This is a genomic window from Pseudomonas sp. ZL2 (assembly GCF_054788455.1).
This window is the reverse complement of sequence record NZ_JBGOGX010000014.1, coordinates 93,299-113,147: the sequence shown is the minus strand read 5'-3', so window position 1 is coordinate 113,147 and position 19,849 is coordinate 93,299. Positions and strand designations below refer to the sequence as shown.

Here is a 19,849-nt window from a genome sequence, read left to right as displayed (position 1 = left end):
ATCTCAGGCAAATCCGTACATCTGGAGGTAAACATGAGCCAAACCTTTCTGAGCATCGGCAGTGGCCCTGGCATCGGCTTTGCTACCGCTCTACGTTTTGGGCGCGAAGGCTACGACGTGGTACTGAGTTCTCGCGATGCTACAAGACTCGCCAAGCAAGCAGAGCAACTGGCGGTGTTGGGGATCAACGTTCGGGCATTTGCAATCGACGCAACCAACTCTGCTGCAGTAGCAGAACTGGTAGCGAGCATTGGAAACGATCTTCACGTCCTCCACTACAACGCCGCCGTCCTTCATTACGACGCCTTGCAAAACCTTAAGGCAAGGACAATCGATGACGAGAGCATCAGTTCTATCGAGCGCGACATGCAGGTGAATGTGACCAGCGCCGTCGTGGCTGTTCAGTCGGCGCTCCCTGCCTTGCGTGCCAAAGGCACCGGCAGCGTCCTGCTGACGGGGGGCGGGTTTGGCGTTTATCCAAATGCTGACTTCTTGAATCTCAGTATCGGCAAAGCTGCTATCCGCGCTACAACGCAGGCCCTTTTCTCCCAACTTAAAGAAGAAGGGATTCATGTCGCCACTGTAACGGTGAGCACTCTTGTGAGCCCGGACTCGCCGCAGGCCGACGGTGTCGCTCAAGCATTTTGGGATCTGCACGCTCAAGAGAAAGAGCAATGGGACTGGGAAGCGATATACCCGGCCTCTTGATAACCGCTCCCAAAGTAGCAGTGCCAAATTTTAGAGATTGAACCAATGCTGACTAATCGCACGCCTAGAAGTGAATACGAACTCCGCTGGAACAAAGCCCAAGCTGCTGCCAAGGCGCACAATGTAGAAGCCCTCGTAGTTTGGGGGAAAGGCGGTGGCACGGTAGACACCGCGAATGACCTCATCTATCTCGCGAACTACTGCCCGGTGTTTCCATACGCACCAGACCTCCCCGGTCGATGGGCAGGCTTGTCTCACGGGGCGGTCATCATCCCCGCGAAGGGAGAGCCAATTCTGATCACCGAATCTCCAGCCGTTCGTCGCGATGTAATCGCCATCGATGACATCAGGTCGGCTGACGGTTTCGTGCCGGATAAGGTTGCTGCGACCCTGAAAGAGCTTGGCCTGGCGAACTCCCGGGTAGGCTTGGTTGCAGGCCCTTGGCTCGTAAGCGCAATCCATCGTCGCCTGCTGGAAAAAGCTCAAGGCGTCTCGTTCGTAGAACTGGATTACGTGATCGAAGGTCTACGATCGATCAAGACACCATTCGAATTCGAACTGCTTCGAGAAGCAGCCGGTGTCGGCAACGCTGCTATGGAAGCGATGATGAAAAGCGCTTCCATCGTAGGGACAACTGAAGCTGACGCTGTTGCGGCAGCTTATGACATCGCTATTCGCCAAGGGTGTGCACTGATTGATGCGGCATGCTCCTCCGGGCCACACAGCGCATTTTACTCTCACGGGATGGCTCCTCAATGGACTACACGCAAGCTTGAGGATGGCGATATTTTCCACTGTGACCTGTACGGCGCAGCTGTAGAAGGCTACACATGGGACTTCTCTCGATCCGTCGTAGCGGGAGGCGAATGGAGCGCTGCGCAGAATGAGATCTATGACGGCGCCATCGCTGCTATTGATGCGGGCGTTGCAGCTTGCAAACCTGGTGTCACAGCTCAAAAGCTGTACGACGTTGTTCTAGATGTATTGAACTCTCGCGGGATTTACTGCGGTTACCCTCTTCACGGCCATTCGTATGGAATCGGCTGGGAGTCCCCATGGCTTGTTCCAGGCAACGACACCCAAATCGAAGCAGGCATGGCAATCGCTATTGAATGTATGGCTGGTCGACCAGATGTCGGCTTTGTGAAATATGAACACAACGTACTCGTACATCTGGACAGAACAGAGTTGATCTCTACATGCCCAGCTCGCATTTGAGCTGACAGTGAGAAAATCCCGCTGACAAGGCGGGATTTTTTTGCTTGGCAAAAATCGAACAAGCAAACCTTTAAATCGTTTAATGCGATTTCAAAGGCCCCTAGAATGGGGCTCTTGGCAAATTATAACCGGACTGGTTATGTCGCCTTATCGGATTAGCTACATTCTCAGGGGATGCATGTACCCCTACCTTAGGCATACCGATTATTCAACCAGGGCATCGCCCTTAGGAAAACGAGTATGTCTAACAAAGGTCTGCTGTATACACCTCGCCAGATCGGCGCCCTCCAGGTCAAGAACCGCTTCGCAGTCGCGCCGATGACCCGCGTTAGCGCAACTGAAGATGGCCGTCCTACCGAGCAAATGACTCACTACTATGACCGCTTCGCTAAGGGTGACTTCGGCTTGCTGATCACTGAGGGCCTCTACACCGACCATCAGTACTCGCAGGGCTATATCTTCCAGCCTGGCATCAGCGATGAAATACAAGCACAGGCCTGGCAAGCATTTGTACAAAGCATCCACGGCGCAGACGCCAAGGTCGTTGCGCAGATCATGCACGCCGGCGCCCTCAACCAAGGTAACCGTTTCGTCGCTGGCACCATCGCACCGTCTGCGATTCAGCCGAAGGGTGATCAGATGACTTTCTATTACGGCAAAGGCAAATACCCAGTGCCGACCGCAGCTTCTGACTCCGATATAGCAGATGCGATCGAAGGCTTCGCCAACGCGGCTCGCCTTGCTACCGAGGTCTCGGGCTTCGATGGTGTCGAGATTCACGGTTCAAACGGTTACTTACTTGATCAGTTCTTCACCGACTACTCCAACTTGCGCACCGACCGTTGGGGTGGCGATGTGAAAAACCGCGCCGGCCTCATCCTCGAAGTCGTGAGCGCCGTGAAGAAAACCATCAAGCCTGGTGCAGCTCTAGGCGTGCGAATCTCCCAGGGCAAGGTTAATGATTTCCAACACAAGTGGGCCGAAGGTGAGCAAGCTGCGGAGGTGATCTTCGGTTCCCTGGCGGATGCCGGTGTCGACTACATCCACGTTACCGAATTTGAAGCCTGGAAACCGGCCTTCGAAGGTGGTACCGACAGCCTGGCCAAGCTGGCGAAGAAATACGCTCCTAACGCAACGATCCTCACCAACGGCTCGCTGCACGAATTGGATCGCTCGGTAGAGCTGTTGGAAAACGGTGCTGATGTGATCGCATACGGTCGTGGCGCACTGGCCAACCCTGATCTGCCAAAACGAGTTGAGGGCGGTGAGGCTCTACGCACATTTGATCCTTCGATCCTTGGACCAGTCGCCAATATCAAAGAGGCAGAACTGGAGTATTGATACTCTAACTGATATCGGTGTGTGGAACTCCGTTGTGGATGAACACAATTACTGAGCCCGCGAATGGACTGACGTGACAAGGCTGTTTCGTTAAACTGATTTTTTGAAATGATGGGCCTTTGAAAATGTTAATTTCAGACGTAAACATCTTTCTCGCGGTGGCCTCGGTGAATAGCCTGTCGGCTGCTGCACGAAAGCTGAACGTGGGGCCCATGCAAATATCACGTCGACTCAATGCTCTGGAAGAGCACATGGGTGTACGCCTCTTCCACCGCACTACTCGATCCGTCTCGCTGACCGCTGAAGGGGAAGCCTTCCTCCCATACGCTCAAGCCATGAGCGAGGCGGAGGAAAGCGCCAGGGGTGAGTTGAGCCCTACTGCAAGCAAAGTGTTTGGCGTGCTCCGTATGACTGCCCCCAGCGTGTTTGGGCAATCTATCGTTCTTTCCCTCCTCCCGGCGCTGCTTGAGCGCCATCCAGATCTGCGGATCGATCTGGACGTTTCCGACCGAGTGGTGGACATTGTTAGCAAAGGTATGGATTTGGCGCTGCGTGTTGCCCCACTGGCGAACTCCGAACTCGTTGCCCGGCGCATCGCCCCGAATCCTCGGGTGGTTTGCGCCTCACCCAAGTACCTCGAAAAGCATGGCCGCCCATTGAAGGTCGCTGATTTGGATAAGCATCAGTGCATCCTCCTGCAGGCTGTTCCAAGATGGCCTTTCAGGATCAAAGGGGAGTTACAGCACAAGACCGTGTCTGGCTTGGTGAATACCAGCAGCGTGGATGCGGTGAGAACTGCCGCCATCCAAGGCTTGGGATTGGCAATGCTGACTTACTGGGACGTATTCCGCCAGCTATGTGATGGGACTCTCGTGGAGATCGAGCTTGAAGACGCAGACATGGAGGAGCTCTCAATCTGGGCTGTAACCCCTACTCGCCGACTGGTGCCGGCGAGGGTGAAAGTCTTCCTGGACATGCTTGAGGAAAACCTCATGAAGATGCAGGCCGAAGCATCCGCAAAGTGACCGAAGAAGCAAATGACGTAATCGCCGATTTGCAGGTCTACCAGGAATTCTTTCAATACGTCATGGCGACCGATATCTAGATACTGCTGGAAAAATGCCTTCAATACCGAATCCACCTATGCGTCGGCCGTACCTTCTTTTGCTGCGTATTGAAGACCGAGAAACGCAGTCCTGGTATAGGGCAGAGGGGAAATGAAAGCCCGGCACTTCAGCCGGGCTTTGCAAAGCGCTCTAAGCGCGCCGCTTGATTGCGACCTTCGACCAAAGGGTAAAGGCGACGGGTGGTGTCCAGCCTGCGTTTGAAGTGTGCTCTTGCAGGCACACGTAATGATTACCTTCGTACGTCACGCCATCTTCCTTGCGATACAGATGGTTCAACTGCCACTCGGGGAACTCTGGATCAGGGATGTCTCCAGCAGTTCGAACGCTCAGGCTCTTGCTCGGAAGCGACTCATTACCCTGAGAGTCTGTTGCCGTGACAAAGTAGCTGTACTGAGTGTTCGGCGTTAGGCCTGAGTCCTTCAGCGTTAAAACTGCCACCTGGCCTATCGCAGCCCCATTTCGGTATAGCGTGTATGTCTCGATTGGACGAGGGCCGCTTGAAGCCCCCCAACTCAAGGTCATGCTGATCTCGGTTACGTCCCTGGCGGACAGGTTCGCGGGCGCCGTTGGCCGATCACCAGGCTCCGACCCGCCGTGAATCAACGGGGAGTAACGATCGTAGAACTCCCAGTTGTAGGGAACATTGTCCTTGGTAATGCCATCGTCCCAGTTGATAGACCAGGTCATCAGCCCTTTGATGGAATGGCCGGCAGCGTCGAGACGCTTGAATGCATTTACAACTGCAGCAGGATCGATCACATAGCCAGTGGCCGCAGCGTCATTATTGGCCGGTAAGCCAATGACGAATTTATCTGCGGGGATGGCGATGTAGTCCCGAGTGCCAGTCACCAGGCTTTCGGTCAGGTAGTAGAGGAAATCCTCTTTCATCTGATCATTGTTCTGTGCAATCCAGGCACCTTGCCCACCGTTGGCCTCCTGCACCCAGATCCCATCGCCACCTTGGTTGTAGTACTGAGGCGCGATGAAGTCGTAGTACCCCTCAAGGGCCTGAATGTAGCCAACGTACTTGCCGCCAACTCTGAGGTAGGGAAACTCAGGCGCCATGCTGATGATGAAATGTTTCCCTTCGCCCTTGTAGTGATCCTTCACCAGTTTCAAGGCCGCCGGCAGCACCGTCTTGTTGTCAGCAAAATCAATGGCGCTTTGCTCCAGGTCGATATCCAACCCATCAAAACCGTAGACTTCAACCAAGCGAATGATTTCATTCGCCAGTGGTTGCTCATCCCCCTTGTGCAACTCAATGTGAGCGTCGGCGCCGCCCAATGAGATCAGTACAGCCCGTCCCTGGCTGTTCAGCACACCTACCTGACGGCGAAACTCATCGTCGGAGAGGTTGTAAGGTTTGAAGGTAGGAATACCTTGGCCTTTCATGAACGCTACAGCAACAACGTTGTAGTCCTTGGGTACATCCACTAAATTCAGATTGGCAAACTGCCCACCTTGATAGCCATCACTATGGCCGGCTGGCCAGTTATGCCAGAAACCCATGAGGATTTTTTTATTGGCAATACTAGGCATCAATGATGCTGAATCATTTACGTTGGACTTCACCGATGAAAAGTCAATATCAGTCATTGTTCTATTCCTTCAGAACTGTATATAGATTGGTTCATTCCTTTGATCAATTGATCTCCTCCCTAGAGGAGAACTTTCAGGCTAGCGCAAGGTTTTGGATTGTCCACCATAAAAAGGGGCTCGCCCTCCCTCAAGGCGCGCCGAACAGCATCGTCCAATACACGCCCTCATCGCTACGCGAGTTCGCAGCATAGGCCGCGCCCACTTGGGTAAACATCGGGTTCATCAGATTGGCGCAATGCCCGGGGCTGGCCAGCCAGCCTGCCATCGCCTTGCTCGGTGAGCCCTGCCCTGCGGCGATATTCTCGCCGATCTGACGGCCACGGTAGCCGGCATCCCACGCCCGGTCTGCCGGCAAGTCGCCGTTGGGGGTACGATGCGCGAAGTAATTGCCGTTGGCCATCGCCCGGCTGTGTCTCTGCGCCGCCGTCCCCAAGGCAGTATTCCAGGTCAACGGACGTGCCGCGGCGAAGCGCTGGCGACCACACTGGCGCGGCTTCGCCCGTGCTGCGTTGACCTGCGCCAGCAACGCGTTGCTCGCAGATCGCCCGTCGCCAAGCTGAGCATCGAGCAAGGGGCGCGCCAGCACCACCCGCCACTCGCTGCGGGCGCGACTGACGCCGATATCGGCAAATTGGTTATCGAGCAGGGCTGCGCAGTAGTCGCTCTGGAGCATGTCAAAGGCCTCCTCGGCATCTTGCGCGCCGACCAGGCGGATGGTTCGCACCGTCACCGCCTGATAGCCGGCAGCCTTCAACCTTTCCCGCAAACCACCGCTATAGCCGATCGGCAACGCCAGGTTCGACTTCAACGCCAGCGGCGTCGAGCCCCGAACCACGCGCCTCTCGCAGCGCTGGGGCTGGGCGCGGTAGTCGTTGATGGCCTCCACCAGTTGCCTCTCCCCGCTGGCATGGGCGGGGCTGGCAAGCAGGGGGAACAAAGGAATGAGGCAGAGCGAGACAAAGCGGGAGCAGCGGACGGCTTGGCGCATGGGGCGAACGGCTCTGATGGGATGACAGCGGTAATGCCGAAAAAATGGCTCGGCTAAGACTGCGATCCTCAACACAAGGTTCACGAGCAAACGGTACAAATTTAATGCCGGCTGGCGCGATCGCCAACCGCCTGGACACTGGCATGGTGCGCGTCGCGAACGCTACAGGCTCTCGTCGAGGAACTTGACCACGGTACCCATGCAGGCCACCCGCTCCTCCACATGGGGCATGTGGCTGGAGTTCTCGAACAATGCCCAGCGGATGCCCGGGATCAGGTCCAAGTACGGCTTGACCACCAGCGGCGTGGCTTCGTCATAGTGTCCTGATATCAGCAGGCTCGGCACGTTGATCTGCGGCAGGCGGTCGACGATGCTCCAGTCCTTGGTGCTGCCGATGATGTGGAACTCGTTGGGTCCGGTCATGGCGTGGTACACGGTCGGGTCGGCATCGACCTGGGCGAAGGTGCGGGCCACCTCGTCCGGCCAGGGGTTCAGGCGGCACACGTGACGGTCGTAGAACACCCGGGTGGCGGCGATGTAGTCGGCGGCGGTGTAGTCGCCCACGGCTTCATGGCGCAGCAGTGTGGCCTGCACGTCCTTGGGCAGCTTCTCGCGCAGGCGGTTGGCCTCCCTGACCCAGGTGCGCATGTCTGCCGGCGAGTTGGCGATCACCAGGCAACGCAGGCCCGCCGGGCGCTGCACCGCGTGCTCGCTGGCCAGCATGCCACCCCAGGACTGGCCCAGCAGGGCGTAGCGGTCGCTGATACCCAGGTGCTCGAGCAGGTTGTCGAGCTCTTCCATGAACAGCTTCACCGTCCAGAACGACGACGGCATCTGCGGCAGGTGGGTCGAACGGCCATTGCCCAGTTGGTCGTAGTGGATGACCGGGTAGCCACCGGCCGCGACATCCTTGTAGGCATCGACATAGTCGTAGGTGCAGCCCGGCCCGCCATGCAGGATGACCAGCGGGGTGCGACCACCATCCAGGTCACCCGTGACGCGGTACCAGGTCTGATAGTCGCCGAACGGGGCAAAACCTTCATGCGATTTGATGAGTTCCATTTCATCCGGCTCCGTGCGAATCGTGAAGCACACAATATCGCTACGCACGACTAGGCATAACTAGAGAGTTCTCTAGGTTTTCGGATTTTTTACCACTCAATTGTCGAGCAGACGGTAGTGCACCGCCCGGGCGACCGCCTGGACCCGGTTCTTCGCCCCCAGCTTGTGCATGGCCGAGGTCAGGTGCAGGGAGACCGTGGCCAGCGAGCGGGTGAGCATCTCGGCGATCTGCGCTGCGGTCAGGCCTTCGGCAGCCCAGCGCAGGCACTCGAGCTCACGGCGGGTCAGGCGGATGGCGCGGCTGGCGGCCTCCTTGCCCAGCAAGGGATAGGCGGCCTCCTGCAAGGCATGGGCGATCAGGCTGAAGTCGGCGAGGTGTTCCCGGGCATCGTCCAGGTCACGCTGACTGGCCTGGGGACGCAGGCCGGTCAGGGTCGCCAGCCCGCCGCGCGGCAGGTGGATGGGCACGGTGACGCCGCAGGCCAGTTGCGCATCGAGCAGGTAACCGACCACCGGCGCATGGCGGCGATCGATCAGGCGCTGCAGGACCGTCTCGCCCTTGGGCAGGTACGACCAGGCGAACGGCGCGATGGAGGAAACGGCCAGTTGCTGCACCGGGTCGATCTGGTAGAAGCCATCGGAGCACCACAGGTCCTGCCAATCCCTCGGGGTCTGGCGCAGCCTGACCACGGCGGGGGTGATCAATTCGCCGAGGTGATCCAGCGGCACCGGGCTGTAGTCGTACACGAGGGCATCGAAGCCCAGTTGCGACGCCAGCTCGGCGACGCTGTCCATCTGTTCGTCCAGGTTACTGTCCGACGCCAGACGGGTATGGAGATCAGCCAGCTTGGCCTGCATTCCTTACACTCCCTGTGTATACCCTGTTGGATTTCCATCTTGAAGTCCGCCGAGTAGAATGCCACGGCTCGGCGCGGGACTGCCAGACAAAACCTATAAGAAATACTAGCTTGTAGGCGGCGCACTCTCCTGTGCAGGGTATAGCTGTAAGCCATGGCCAACAGGAGAGTAGCGATGTGGCGTGAGATGCAACCTGACCAGCAGTTCAACGTATCGGTCGATGGCCACAATCTCGTGGTGTACAGCTTTGGCGAAGGGGACGAGGTACTGCTGTGCCTCAACGGCGGGCCGGGCCTGCCCTGCGACTACCTTCGCGATGCCCATGCCTGGCTCAGGGACAAGGGCATCCGCGTGGTCGCCTTCGACCAGTTGGGGACCGGCGCCTCCGACCGCCCCGACGACGACAGCCTGTGGAACATCACCCGCTACGTGGCCGAGGTCGAGCAGGTCCGCCAGGCCCTGGACCTGGGCCGGGTGCACATGCTGGGGCACTCCTGGGGCGGCTGGCTGGCGATCGAATACGCCATCCACCATCCGCAGTCGCTGAAAAGCCTCATTCTGGAAAACACCGTCGGCGACATCCCGCACCTGATCAGCGAGCTGGAACGCCTGCGCAGTGCCCTGGGCAGCGAAACCGTGGCGATGATGCAGCGCTACGAGGCCCAGGGGAATCTCGACCATCCCCAGTACCAGGCAGCCATCACCCTGCTCAACTACCGTCACGTGTGCCGCCTCGACGAGTGGCCGGCGCCGGTCAAACGCTCGCTGGGCGACTGGAACATGGGCCCCTACACCACCATGCAGGGGCCCAACGAATTCCTCTATATCGGCAACCTCAAGGACTGGAACCGCTTGGAGCAAATGCGCGAGTTCCAAATGCCGGTCCTGATCACCACCGGCCAGCACGACGAACTGTCCCCCGCCTGCGCCCTGCGCATGAAACTGGCACTGCATGACCGGGCCGAGCTGCACGTGTTCCCCAACAGCAGTCACATGCCGTTCTACGAAGAGCCGCAAGCCTACTTCCCGGTGTTGCTGGATTTCCTGCAGCGCAACCGGGGCTGATCGATGAACCTGGCACGCTACCGGTTCGTCCTGATCCGTCCGTTGCAGCTGCTGCCGGTGCTGCTGGGTATCAGCATCATCACCTTCGTGCTGGTCCGTTCGATTCCGGGCGATCCGGCGCGGGTGCTGCTGGGTGCGCGCAGCACTCCGGATGCGATTCAGAAGATCCGTGCCCAGTTTGGCCTGGACGAGCCGATCTGGGTGCAGTACCTGTACTTCCTGAAGAACCTGCTCAACGGCGACCTGGGCAAATCGCTGCTGTACAAGATCGACGCCCTGCCCCTGATCGCCAGCCGCATCGAGCCCACCCTGATGCTGGTGCTCGGCAGCGTGCTGCTGGCGCTGCTCATCGCCGTGCCGCTAGCCATTCTCGCCGCCCGCAACAAGGGCGGCTGGACCGACAACCTGATCCGCCTGTTCACCACCGCCGGCCTGGGCCTGCCGGCCTTCTGGCTGGGCCTGATGCTGATCCTGCTGTTCAGCGTGCACTGGGGGCTGTTCCCGGTGTCCGGTTATGGCCGGACCTGGGCCGACAAGTTGCATCACCTGGTGCTGCCCTGCCTGACCATCGCCCTGGCGCTCTCGGCGGTACTGGTGCGCAACCTGCGGGCCAGCATCCTGCTGGAGATGCAGGCCGACCACGTCACCGCGGCCCGCGCCCGCGGCCTTGGCGAAGGCGCGCTGCTGCGGCGGCACATCTTGCCCAACTCCATGGTGCCGACGATCAACCTGCTGGCGGTCAACATCGGCTGGCTGATCAGCGGCACCGTGGTGATCGAAAGCCTGTTCTCCCTGCCCGGCATCGGCCAGTTGCTGGTGCGCGGCATCTTCACCCGCGACTACATGGTGGTCCAGGGCGTGGCCATGGTGCTGGCCTGTGCCACGGTCGCGGTGAACTTTATCGCCGACGTGGCGACCACCGCCCTCGATCCGCGGGTGAAGATCCAATGAGCCACAGTCCCAGCCCCACGCTTTCCCTCCGCTGGCGCCTGGGCTGGAACCTGCGCAACGGTCGCCTGACCCTGTACTGCGGCCTCGCCATCGTCCTCGGCTGGTGCCTGCTGGCGCTGTGCGCACCATGGATCGCCCCGTTCGACCCGCTGATGCAGAACGGCGAGCTGCGCCTGGCCGCCCCCAGCCTGGCGCACCCCTTCGGCACCGACAATTTCGGCCGCGACGTGCTGTCGCGGGTGATCTGGGGCGCCCGCACCGACTTGCAGATGGCCCTGATCGGGGTGATCTTCCCGTTCCTGCTGGGCACCTGCATCGGCGCCATTTCCGGCTACATCGGCGGCTTGCTGGACAACGCCTGCATGCGCCTGATCGACATCGTCCTGGCCTTCCCCTTCCTGGTGCTGATGCTGGCGATCATGGCCATTCTCGGCCCGGGCCTTGGCAGCTTCTATATCGCCATGGCCCTGGTCGGCTGGGTGTCCTATGCACGGCTGATCCGCTCACAGATCCTCGTGCTCAAGGAAAGCGACTTCGCCCTGGCCGCCAGGAGCCTGGGCTTCAGCCACCGGCGCACGCTGTTCGGCCACCTGCTGCCCAATGCCCTGTTCGGCTCGGTTGTGTTCTGCATGTCGGACGCGGTACTGGTGCTGCTCAACGGCGCCGCCGTCAGCTACCTGGGCCTTGGCGTGCAGCCACCGACCCCGGAGTGGGGCTCGATGGTGGCCGAGGGCCAGAGCTTCATCACCATCGCCTGGTGGATCTGCACCTTCCCCGGCCTGGCCGTGGTGACCCTGGCCATGGGCTTCAGCCTGCTGGCCGATGGCGTCGCCGAACGCCTTGGAGACCGCTCATGAGCACACCGCTGCTGCAGGTCCGGGAGCTGAGCGTGATCGCCCGCAACGGCCCGCGCGAGATCACCCTGGTCGAGCGCCTGTCTTTCGACCTTGGCCAGGGCGAGATCCTCGGTCTGGTGGGCGAAAGCGGCTCGGGCAAGACCCTGGCCTGCCGTGCCCTCATGCGCCTGCTGCCCTCGCCGAACCTGCGGATCGAGGGCAAGGCCGTGCACCTGGCGGGCCACGACCTGCTGCAACTGGACGAGGCCGGCATGCGCCGCCTACGCGGACGCGAGCTGGGCATGATCTTCCAGAACCCCAGCAGCCACCTGGACCCGCTGATGCGCATCGGCGAGCAGATCGCCGAGGGCATCCGCCTGCACCAGGGCGCCTCGCGCCGCGAGGCTCGGGCCGAGGCCATCGAAGTGCTGCGCCAGGTCGGCATTCCCGATCCGAAAGCCCGGGTGGACAACTACCCTCACGAGTTTTCCGGCGGCATGCGCCAGCGGGCGATGATCGCCGTGGCCCTGGGCTGCAACCCGAAAGTGCTGATCGCCGACGAGCCGACCACGGCCCTGGACGTCACCGTGCAGGCACAGATCCTGCGCCTGCTGCTGGAGCTGCGTGACCGTCGCGGCTTGTCGATGATCCTGATCAGCCACGACCTGGGGGTGGTGGCGCAGACCTGCGACAGCATCGCCGTGATGTACGCCGGACGTCTCTGCGAGCACGGCGCCAAGCACCAGTTGCTGGCCCATCCACGCCATCCGTACAGTGCCGGGCTGCTGGCCTGCCACCCCGCGGCGCAACGCCAGGTGCGGCTGATGACTACCATTGCCGGGCAACCGCCCCTGCTCGATGCCCTGCCCCCGGGCTGTCGCTTCGAGCCGCGCTGCGCCCAGGCCCTGCCGCTATGCCGGGAGCAGCTGCCGGAGCTGCGTGAGAGCGGCCCCGGCCACCGCCTGGCCTGCCACACCCCGCTGCTGGCTGCAGGCCTGTCATGACCACGCTGTTGCAGGTCAAGGACCTGCATGTACAGTTTTCCGCCGCCGGCGGCGGCCTGTTCGGCCTGCGCCCGCGCAAAGTCAACGCGGTCAACGGCGCCTCGTTGACTCTCGCCGCCGGCCAGACCCTCGGCCTGGTGGGCGAATCGGGCTGCGGCAAGAGCACCCTGGCCCGGGCCATCCTGCAACTGAACCCGGTCACCGCCGGGCAGGTGCTGTTCGACGGCATCGACATGACCCAGGGCCGCAAGGTCGATATCGCCCGCCTGCGCCGCGAGACTGCCATGATCTTCCAGGACCCGTACAGCGCGCTCAATCCAGGCCAGCGCATCGGCCAGATCCTCGCCGAAGTCCTGCAGGTGCAGCGCAAGGTGCCCGCCGAGCGGATCCCGGCGCGGGTCGACGAACTGCTCGAGCTGGTCGGCCTGCACCCCGGGCTGGCCGCACGCAAGCCCGGCTCGCTCAGCGGCGGCCAGTGCCAACGGGTGGGCATCGCCCGAGCCCTGGCCATCGAGCCGCGGCTGATCGTCGCCGACGAATGCGTCGCCGCCCTGGACGTGTCGATCCAGGGGCAGATCATCAACCTGCTGCTGACGCTGCGCGAACGCATGGGCCTGGCGTTGCTGTTCATCACCCACGACCTGGGCGTGGTGCGCCGGTTGTGCGACCGGGTGGCGGTGATGTACCTGGGGCAGATTGTCGAGGAAGGCCCGGTGGACGAGGTGTTCGACGCGCCCCATCACCCCTACACCGCCGCGCTGATCCAGTCGATCGCCGACATCGACCCGGCCCGCCGCCTGCCAGAACGCCCCCTGGCCGGCGAGCCACCGAGCCCGCTGCACCTGCCGTCGGGTTGCGCCTTCCACCCACGCTGCCCGCAGGCGCTGCCCACCTGCAGCGAAACCGCGCCGCCCAGCCACTCACAGGGTGCCCGGCGCCATGCCTGCATCCATCCGCGACCGCCGTACTGACACAACAACCATGACCATCAAACGGAGCTTGAGCATGAAACCCACAGCATTGAAGCTACTCACCGCCGCCGTCCTGGCCGCCAGCACCCTGGCCACCGGCACAACCCTGGCAGCCGGCGTGCTGACCATCGGCTGCCGTGAGGAGAGCACCACCTTCGACCCGATCAAGAGCGCACAGAACCGCGACAGCTGGGTCTTCGCCAACGTCTACGACGTGCTGATCCGGGTCGACAACAGCGGCACCCGGCTGGTCCCGGGCCTGGCCGAAAGCTGGAAGGTCTCCGACGACGGCCTGACCTACACCTTCAAGATCCGCGAAGCCAAGTTCTCCGATGGCTCGCCACTGAGCGCCGGCGATGCGGCGTTCTCCCTGCTGCGCATCCGCGACAACCCCGGCTCGCTGTGGGCCGACTCCTACAAAATCATCGACAAGGCCGACGCCCCGGACGACCGCACCCTGGTGGTGACCCTGAAGAGCAAGTCGGTGCCGTTCCTCTCGCAACTGGCCACCGCCAACGTCTCGATCCTGTCGAAAAAGGCCATGGATGCGATCGGCGAAGACGCCTACGCCCAGGAGCCGGTGACCTCCGGTGCCTTCAAGGTCAAGGAGTGGCTGCGCGGTGACCGGGTGATCCTGGAAAAGAACCCGCACTTCTGGGAGGCAGACAAGGTCAGCCTGGATGGCGTCGAGTGGATCTCCATCCCCGACGACAACACCCGCATGCTCAAGGTCCAGGCCGGCGAACTGGACTCGGCGATCTTCGTGCCCTTCTCCCGTGTCGATACCCTGCGCAAGGACCCGAGCCTGACCATTCACATCGACCCGTCGACCCGTGAGGACCACCTGCTGATCAACCACGAGAAGGGGTTGCTGGGCCAGGTCGAGGTGCGCGAGGCTATCGACCTGGCGATCGACAAGAAGGCCCTGGTGGACACCGTGACCTTCGGCCATGGCGACGTGGCCTATTCGTACATTCCCAAGGGCGCGCTCTATCACAACGCCAACAACCTACAACGCCCCTTCGATCCGGCCAAGGCCCGCGAGCTGCTGAAGAAGGCTGGCGCCGAGGGGCTCAAGGTCAACTATGTGGTCAACGCCGGCAACGAGGCCGACGAGCAGATCGCCGTGCTGGTGCAGAAGCAGTTGGCCGATGTCGGCATCACCGCCAACCTGCAGAAGGTCGACCCGACCCAGAGCTGGCAGATGCTGGTCGATGGCGATTACGACCTGTCGGTGATGTACTGGACCAACGACGTGCTGGACCCGGACCAGAAGACCACCTTCGTGCTCGGTCACGACACCAACATGAACTACATGACCCGCTACCACAACGACAAGGTCAAGGACCTGGTGGCCGCGGCCCGGGTGGAGATCGACCCGAGCAAACGCAAGCAGATTTACCAGGCACTACAGAAACAGGCCAAACAGGATGTCCATTGGATCGATCTGTACTACAGCCCCTACATCAATATTTCGCGCAGCAATATCCAGAACTTCCTGCAAAACCCGCTGGGGCGCTTCACCCTGGAAGAGACAGTGAAACTGGAAGCCGGTGAAAAAACCGCGCAAAACTGAAGCCGCCAATACTGGGGCTTGCAACCGTCACGGTGTTGGCTGTCCAGAGGCTCGTTGGACCTGATCAGGTGGTGGCCAGGGTGTTGGAGTGTGCTATTGCTCGGCACCTGCAGCCGCCCTGGTCAGCTTGTGTCGGTGATGATTGATCCAATCCAGTTTAGCTTTTGACGTGTGCCACGCTATAACCGGCTCTGGACTGACGACGACAGCAAAGTAGTCGCCTATCCTGCGCGCTGGGCGCGTTCCGATTCATCCAGATGCTCTAGCAGCATCGCTATCGTCGTATCCCGCAGCTTGATTGCCGCCGTCCAGTCCAGCCCTTGCGCCAACAGCGGGGAGCAGACGTTGACGTGGATTGCACCGTAACGCGGGAACCACTGACCGTCGCGCAGCACCCTGCGCGTGCCGCGGATTGCGACCGGCAGCAGCGGCACGCCGGTACGCGCGGCGAGCACGAAGGCGCCCATGTGGAACGTTCGCAAGCCCGGCTCGCGGGTGAAGGTTCCCTCGGGAAAGAACACCAGCGGCTGGCCAGCCTCTAGCGCCTCGGCCAGGGGCCCGGTGTCCGCAGCGCTGCGCTGCAGGTCGAAGCGTTCGACGAAGCGGGCACCGAGCTTGCGCAGGAACCGGCCGGCGACCCACTGTCCAGCCAGTTCGCGCTTGGCAACGAAGCTGAATCGCGGCGGCAGGACCGCGCAGAGAATGACACCGTCGAGGTAGCTGGCATGGTTTACGGCCAGTACGCTCGCCCCAGACTCAGGCAGGTGCTCCAGCCCCGTGACGCTGAACGGCACACCCGTCAACCACACGAACAGCCGTGCGGCCGCGCGGGTAAAGCTGCGGCACCAACGCTGGCGCGGCAGGAGCGCGACGCCCAGCCAGGTCAGTGGGGTGACCAGCCAGAACAGCAGCCAGATGTAAGCGGCATATAGCGCCGTGCGGCCGCTCCGCCAACTGCGACTGAAATGCCCGCGTACGGCCTGCAGCACCAGGCGCAGCAACTGGCGCCACACAGCGAGGTGTGGCCGGCCTACTTCACCGCGCTCATACAGTTCACGACTGGCAGCACGGCGAATTTTGCCGCTGGAGGTTTTCAGTACGCTATGCGGCGGTGCCAGCACGATATCGTCGGGCGACACTCCGGTGAGGTCGACCACGATGCGGTTGACCTCCTGCTGCAGGCGTTGCCGCGCGGCAGCTTCCTTCTCGTAGCTTTCGGCCAACACCACCAGGCGCTCGGTGCCGGTGGCCGGGTCAGGACTGCCGAACACCGCAATGCAGCCTTTGCGCAGACCGGGCAAGTTGCCGACCGCCGCTTCGACATCGTAGGGGTAGATGTTGCGCCCGGCCCGGATGATCAGATCCTTGGCGCGGCCGGTCAGGTAGACCTCACCAGCGGCCATGTAGGCGAAGTCGAGCGAGTCGATCCAGCCATCGCGCAACACCCGGCGGGTCTCTTCGGGGTTACGGTAATAGCCTCCGGTGGTAGATGGCCCACTGAATTGCAGGTGACCTTCGCTGCGCTCGGGGAGTTCGACCCCGCGACCATCGACGATGCGAATCTGATGCCCCGGCAACGGCCGGCCGCTGGAGACAAAGCGCAGCGTTGCGCTGGCGTCCGCTTCGGCGGGCAGTGCAGTGCCACGGGTCTGGAACGCCTCTCGCTGCACCCGGTCGATCAGCGGCCCTCGGTCCAAGGGAGGAAAGGCCACGCCCAACGTGGCCTCGGCCAACCCATAGACAGGCGTCAACGCCGTGGGCGCTAGGCCGTAGCGTACGAAGCGCTCGGTAAAGCGCTGCAAGGTATCCGGACTGACCGGTTCGGCACCGTTGAAGGCCAGGCGCCAGCTGCTCAGGTTCAGGCCCTCGAGGTCACTGTCAGCGAGTTTGTTCAGACACAGTTCGTAGGCGAAATTGGGCGCCGCCGACAAGGTGCCGCGCAAGCTATCGATGGCCCATAGCCAACGCTCCGGCCGTGCCAGGAAAGCCAGCGGTGACATCAGCACCAGGTTGTAGCCGTAATACAGGCTGCCCAGCCAGGCACCGATCAAGCCCATGTCGTGGTACATGGGAAGCCAGCTGACGAACACGTCCTGCGGGCCCACCTTCAGCGCCCTGCCCATGGCGCGCAGATTGGCCAGCAGATTGGCATGGCTGACCATCACGCCCTTGGGCTGGCCAGTGCTACCCGAGGTGTACTGCAGGAAGGCGATGTCACCCGGTTGCCGCAACGGTGTGACGCACTCGCCCCCCTCGCCCATCAACTCGGCCACGCTGGCGATACGGGCCAGGCTCGGGACCTGCGGCCGGAGCAGGCGGGCGAGCAGCTTCGCTTGCGTCACGGTAATCAGCACTTTGGCCTCGGCGTTGTGCAGGATGCCGGCCTGGCGGCGCAGATGCTCCTCTATCTGCGACAGGCGCAGCGGTGGGTAGATGGGCACCGGCACCCCACCGGCCAACAGGATGCCGAGAAAACCCTGGAGAAAGTCGCGGCCTGTGGGCAGCATCAGGGCCACGGTCTGACCGGCCCGCAAGCCACTGCGTTGCAGCCCTGCGGCAACGGCCAGGGCGCCCTGGTGCAAGGCGCCATAGCTGATCGCTTCCTGCTGGTCACGTTCACCTAGCAGGCGCACGTGGAGATGCTGCGGCTGATGACGCACATGCCAGTCCAGTACCTCGATCAGGGTCCGCGCGGCGTCCGGCGTCTGCCCTGCTGCTGTCAGGGCTTCGCCAGCGTCGCTGGCGGGCAACGGACGGACGGCCTCGGCGCCATGACGGCTGTGCAGCACGCGCAGTACATCGGCGGGGGTGTCCGCCGAGGCGAACAGGTGTTCTGGCAAGCGCACACCGAATTCGTGCTCGATACGTGACCACAGTTCGACTCGAGCCAGGCTGTCTACGCCCAGGTCCCGGTCCAGCACGCTGTGCAAGGTAACGTGCAACCCTTCTGCCGCTTGCGGGTGCAGCTCGACCACGGTGCGCTGGACAATTTCGAGCAATTTTTCCGCGCCCCCATCGTAATGGGGAACGGCGCGGGGGTCTGGAGGCGGACGAGACATCGGCGGCCCCTCATGACAGGAAACTTTGCGTATAAATCCTTGCCAATTGCCATTATACGCTCGCAGGAAGGGTGGGCCAGGGCTAGGCTCAATACCAGTCGGTTAAGGACGTTGAGACGAACATTGCACCTGTGGCGAGGGCTTTATCCTCGCCACAGCCCTGTAGAGGGATCGCCATGCCAACCAGCCTTGCCCCCGGAGTGACACGCCGAGAAATCTGGGCCTGGGCGATGTTTGATTTCGCCAACTCCGGTTACACGACGGTGGTGATCACCGCCGTGTTCAACGCCTACTTCGTCGCCGTGGTCGCCAAAGGCGAAGCCTGGGGTACGCTGGCCTGGACCAGCGCCATAGCCCTCTCTTACGCCCTGATCATCCTGAGCGCGCCGCTGGTTGGCGCCTATGCCGACGCCTTCGCCTGCAAGAAACGCCTGCTGCTGTTCAGTACGGTCGGTTGTGTCGTATTTACCGCTGGACTCGCGCTGGCAGGACCCGGGGAACTCGGTGTCGCGATTCTTTTCATCGTGCTATCCAACTTCTGTTTCGGCAGCGGCGAAAACCTGATCGCCGCCTTCCTGCCCGAACTCGCCCGTGTGGAGGCCTTGGGCAAGGTGTCCGGCTGGGGCTGGGGGTTCGGCTATATCGGTGGCCTGTTCAGCCTGGGCGCCTGCCTGGCCTTCGTCAGCTGGGCCCAGGCGCAGGGCCAGACTGCGGCGCAGTTCGTGCCGGTGTGCATGCTGATCACCGCGTCCTTGTTCGCCGTCGCCAGCCTGCCGACCTTCCTGTTCCTGCGCGAGCGCAGCCAGCCGCAGCCCGTGTGCGGCGACATGCCTATCGCGCAAGCGGTGCTGGCGCGCTTCGCGCAGACGCTACGCGAAGCCGGGCGCTATCGCGACCTGCTGCGCTTTCTTGCCTGCACGGTCTGCTACCAGGCCGGTATCTCCGCCGTGATCACCCTGGCTGCCATCTATGCCAATCAGGTCATGGGCTTCAGTACCCAAGACACGCTGCTGCTGATCTTAGTGGTGAATATCACGGCCTCCATCGGTGCGGTGCTGTTCGGTTGGCTGCAGGACCGCCTCGGCCATCGCGCCACCCTGGCGCTGACCCTGCTGGGCTGGCTCGGCATGGTCGCTCTGGTCTGGGTCGCGCGCGGCCCCGGGCTGTTCTGGCTGGCCGCCAACCTTGCCGGTCTGTGCATGGGCGCCAGCCAATCGGCCGGACGGGCGATAGTCGGCCTGCTTGCGCCGCCGATACGGCTGGCGGAGTTCTTCGGCCTCTGGGGGCTGGCGGTCAAACTGTCGGCAATCCTCGGCCCCATGACTTACGGCCTGACCAGTTGGCTGTCCGCAGGCGATCACCGCCTGGCGATGCTGATTACTGGTAGCTATTTCGTCGTCGGCCTGCTGATACTGGCCGGGGTCGACCTGGAGCGCGGGCGGCAGGTAGCTGTCAGCCGTACCGAGAGTCTCAATCAGTGATGAAC

General features: G+C 61.9%; 16 protein-coding genes. 11 read left to right on the top strand and 5 right to left on the bottom strand.

Annotation, left to right across the window (positions count from 1 at the left end):
- Positions 1 to 33 precede the first annotated feature (33 nt).
- The 4 genes from ABM562_RS12710 (at position 34) to ABM562_RS12695 (ending at position 4,292) form a co-directional block, all read left to right on the top strand.
- On the top strand, positions 34 to 708 hold the full coding sequence (locus ABM562_RS12710; RefSeq protein WP_460422199.1) for an SDR family NAD(P)-dependent oxidoreductase: 675 nt from the start codon (positions 34 to 36) through the stop codon (positions 706 to 708).
- A gap of 45 nt (positions 709 to 753) precedes the next feature.
- Entirely contained in the window at positions 754 to 1,926 is a 1,173-nt protein-coding gene (locus ABM562_RS12705) for a M24 family metallopeptidase (protein WP_460422197.1), read from the top strand.
- Positions 1,927 to 2,166: 240 nt separating this feature from the next.
- A complete protein-coding gene (locus ABM562_RS12700) occupies positions 2,167 to 3,267 on the top strand; it encodes an oxidoreductase (protein WP_460422195.1) in 1,101 nt (366 codons plus the stop codon).
- A 125-nt stretch (positions 3,268 to 3,392) separates the two neighbouring features.
- Positions 3,393 to 4,292, top strand: a complete 900-nt coding sequence (locus ABM562_RS12695) for a LysR family transcriptional regulator (RefSeq protein WP_460422238.1) — start codon at positions 3,393 to 3,395, stop codon at positions 4,290 to 4,292.
- 231 nt (positions 4,293 to 4,523) lie between these two features.
- Here ABM562_RS12695 and ABM562_RS12690 read toward each other — a convergent pair whose 3' ends face one another.
- The 4 genes from ABM562_RS12690 to ABM562_RS12675 all read right to left on the bottom strand — a co-directional run bounded on the left by ABM562_RS12690 (position 4,524) and on the right by ABM562_RS12675 (position 8,901).
- Positions 4,524 to 5,990, bottom strand: a complete 1,467-nt coding sequence (locus ABM562_RS12690; protein WP_134062706.1) for a glycosyl hydrolase family 18 protein — start codon at positions 5,988 to 5,990, stop codon at positions 4,524 to 4,526.
- A 130-nt stretch (positions 5,991 to 6,120) separates the two neighbouring features.
- Complete coding sequence (locus ABM562_RS12685) at positions 6,121 to 6,981, bottom strand: CAP domain-containing protein (protein ID WP_460422193.1); 861 nt, start codon at positions 6,979 to 6,981, stop codon at positions 6,121 to 6,123.
- A 162-nt stretch (positions 6,982 to 7,143) separates the two neighbouring features.
- Entirely contained in the window at positions 7,144 to 8,043 is a 900-nt protein-coding gene (locus tag ABM562_RS12680) for a proline iminopeptidase-family hydrolase (protein WP_115089598.1), read from the bottom strand.
- 96 nt (positions 8,044 to 8,139) lie between these two features.
- Positions 8,140 to 8,901 carry a LuxR family transcriptional regulator gene (locus tag ABM562_RS12675; protein WP_460422190.1) on the bottom strand — a complete coding sequence of 254 codons (762 nt, stop codon included), beginning with the start codon at positions 8,899 to 8,901 and terminating at the stop codon, positions 8,140 to 8,142.
- Positions 8,902 to 9,075: 174 nt separating this feature from the next.
- Between ABM562_RS12675 and ABM562_RS12670 the strand changes: the two genes are divergently transcribed.
- From ABM562_RS12670 to ABM562_RS12645, 6 genes are read left to right on the top strand one after another with little or no spacing between them, the layout of a single operon-like run.
- A complete protein-coding gene (locus tag ABM562_RS12670) occupies positions 9,076 to 9,966 on the top strand; it encodes a proline iminopeptidase-family hydrolase (RefSeq protein WP_460422188.1) in 891 nt (296 codons plus the stop codon).
- Positions 9,967 to 9,969: 3 nt separating this feature from the next.
- Positions 9,970 to 10,917 (top strand): ABC transporter permease, encoded by a 948-nt coding sequence (locus tag ABM562_RS12665; RefSeq protein WP_134062702.1) that lies wholly within the window; start codon positions 9,970 to 9,972, stop codon positions 10,915 to 10,917.
- Positions 10,914 to 11,774, top strand: a complete 861-nt coding sequence (locus ABM562_RS12660) for an ABC transporter permease (RefSeq protein WP_134062700.1) — start codon at positions 10,914 to 10,916, stop codon at positions 11,772 to 11,774. The genes ABM562_RS12665 and ABM562_RS12660 overlap by 4 nt, the downstream gene beginning before the upstream one ends.
- Positions 11,771 to 12,757: an ABC transporter ATP-binding protein gene (locus ABM562_RS12655; protein WP_460422186.1), complete on the top strand. Its 987-nt coding sequence runs from the start codon at positions 11,771 to 11,773 to the stop codon at positions 12,755 to 12,757. Before ABM562_RS12660 ends, ABM562_RS12655 begins: the two co-directional genes overlap by 4 nt.
- The gene (locus tag ABM562_RS12650) at positions 12,754 to 13,728 is read left to right on the top strand and encodes an ABC transporter ATP-binding protein (protein ID WP_134062698.1); all 975 of its coding nucleotides are present in this window, start codon (positions 12,754 to 12,756) and stop codon (positions 13,726 to 13,728) included. Before ABM562_RS12655 ends, ABM562_RS12650 begins: the two co-directional genes overlap by 4 nt.
- A gap of 34 nt (positions 13,729 to 13,762) precedes the next feature.
- Positions 13,763 to 15,304 carry an ABC transporter substrate-binding protein gene (locus ABM562_RS12645; protein ID WP_460422184.1) on the top strand — a complete coding sequence of 514 codons (1,542 nt, stop codon included), beginning with the start codon at positions 13,763 to 13,765 and terminating at the stop codon, positions 15,302 to 15,304.
- A gap of 221 nt (positions 15,305 to 15,525) precedes the next feature.
- On the opposite strand, the gene ABM562_RS12640 is transcribed toward ABM562_RS12645, so the two are convergent.
- Complete coding sequence (locus tag ABM562_RS12640) at positions 15,526 to 18,363, bottom strand: AMP-binding protein (protein WP_460422182.1); 2,838 nt, start codon at positions 18,361 to 18,363, stop codon at positions 15,526 to 15,528.
- 176 nt (positions 18,364 to 18,539) lie between these two features.
- Between ABM562_RS12640 and ABM562_RS12635 the strand changes: the two genes are divergently transcribed.
- The gene (locus tag ABM562_RS12635; protein ID WP_460422180.1) at positions 18,540 to 19,844 is read left to right on the top strand and encodes an MFS transporter; all 1,305 of its coding nucleotides are present in this window, start codon (positions 18,540 to 18,542) and stop codon (positions 19,842 to 19,844) included.
- Positions 19,845 to 19,849 lie beyond the last annotated feature (5 nt).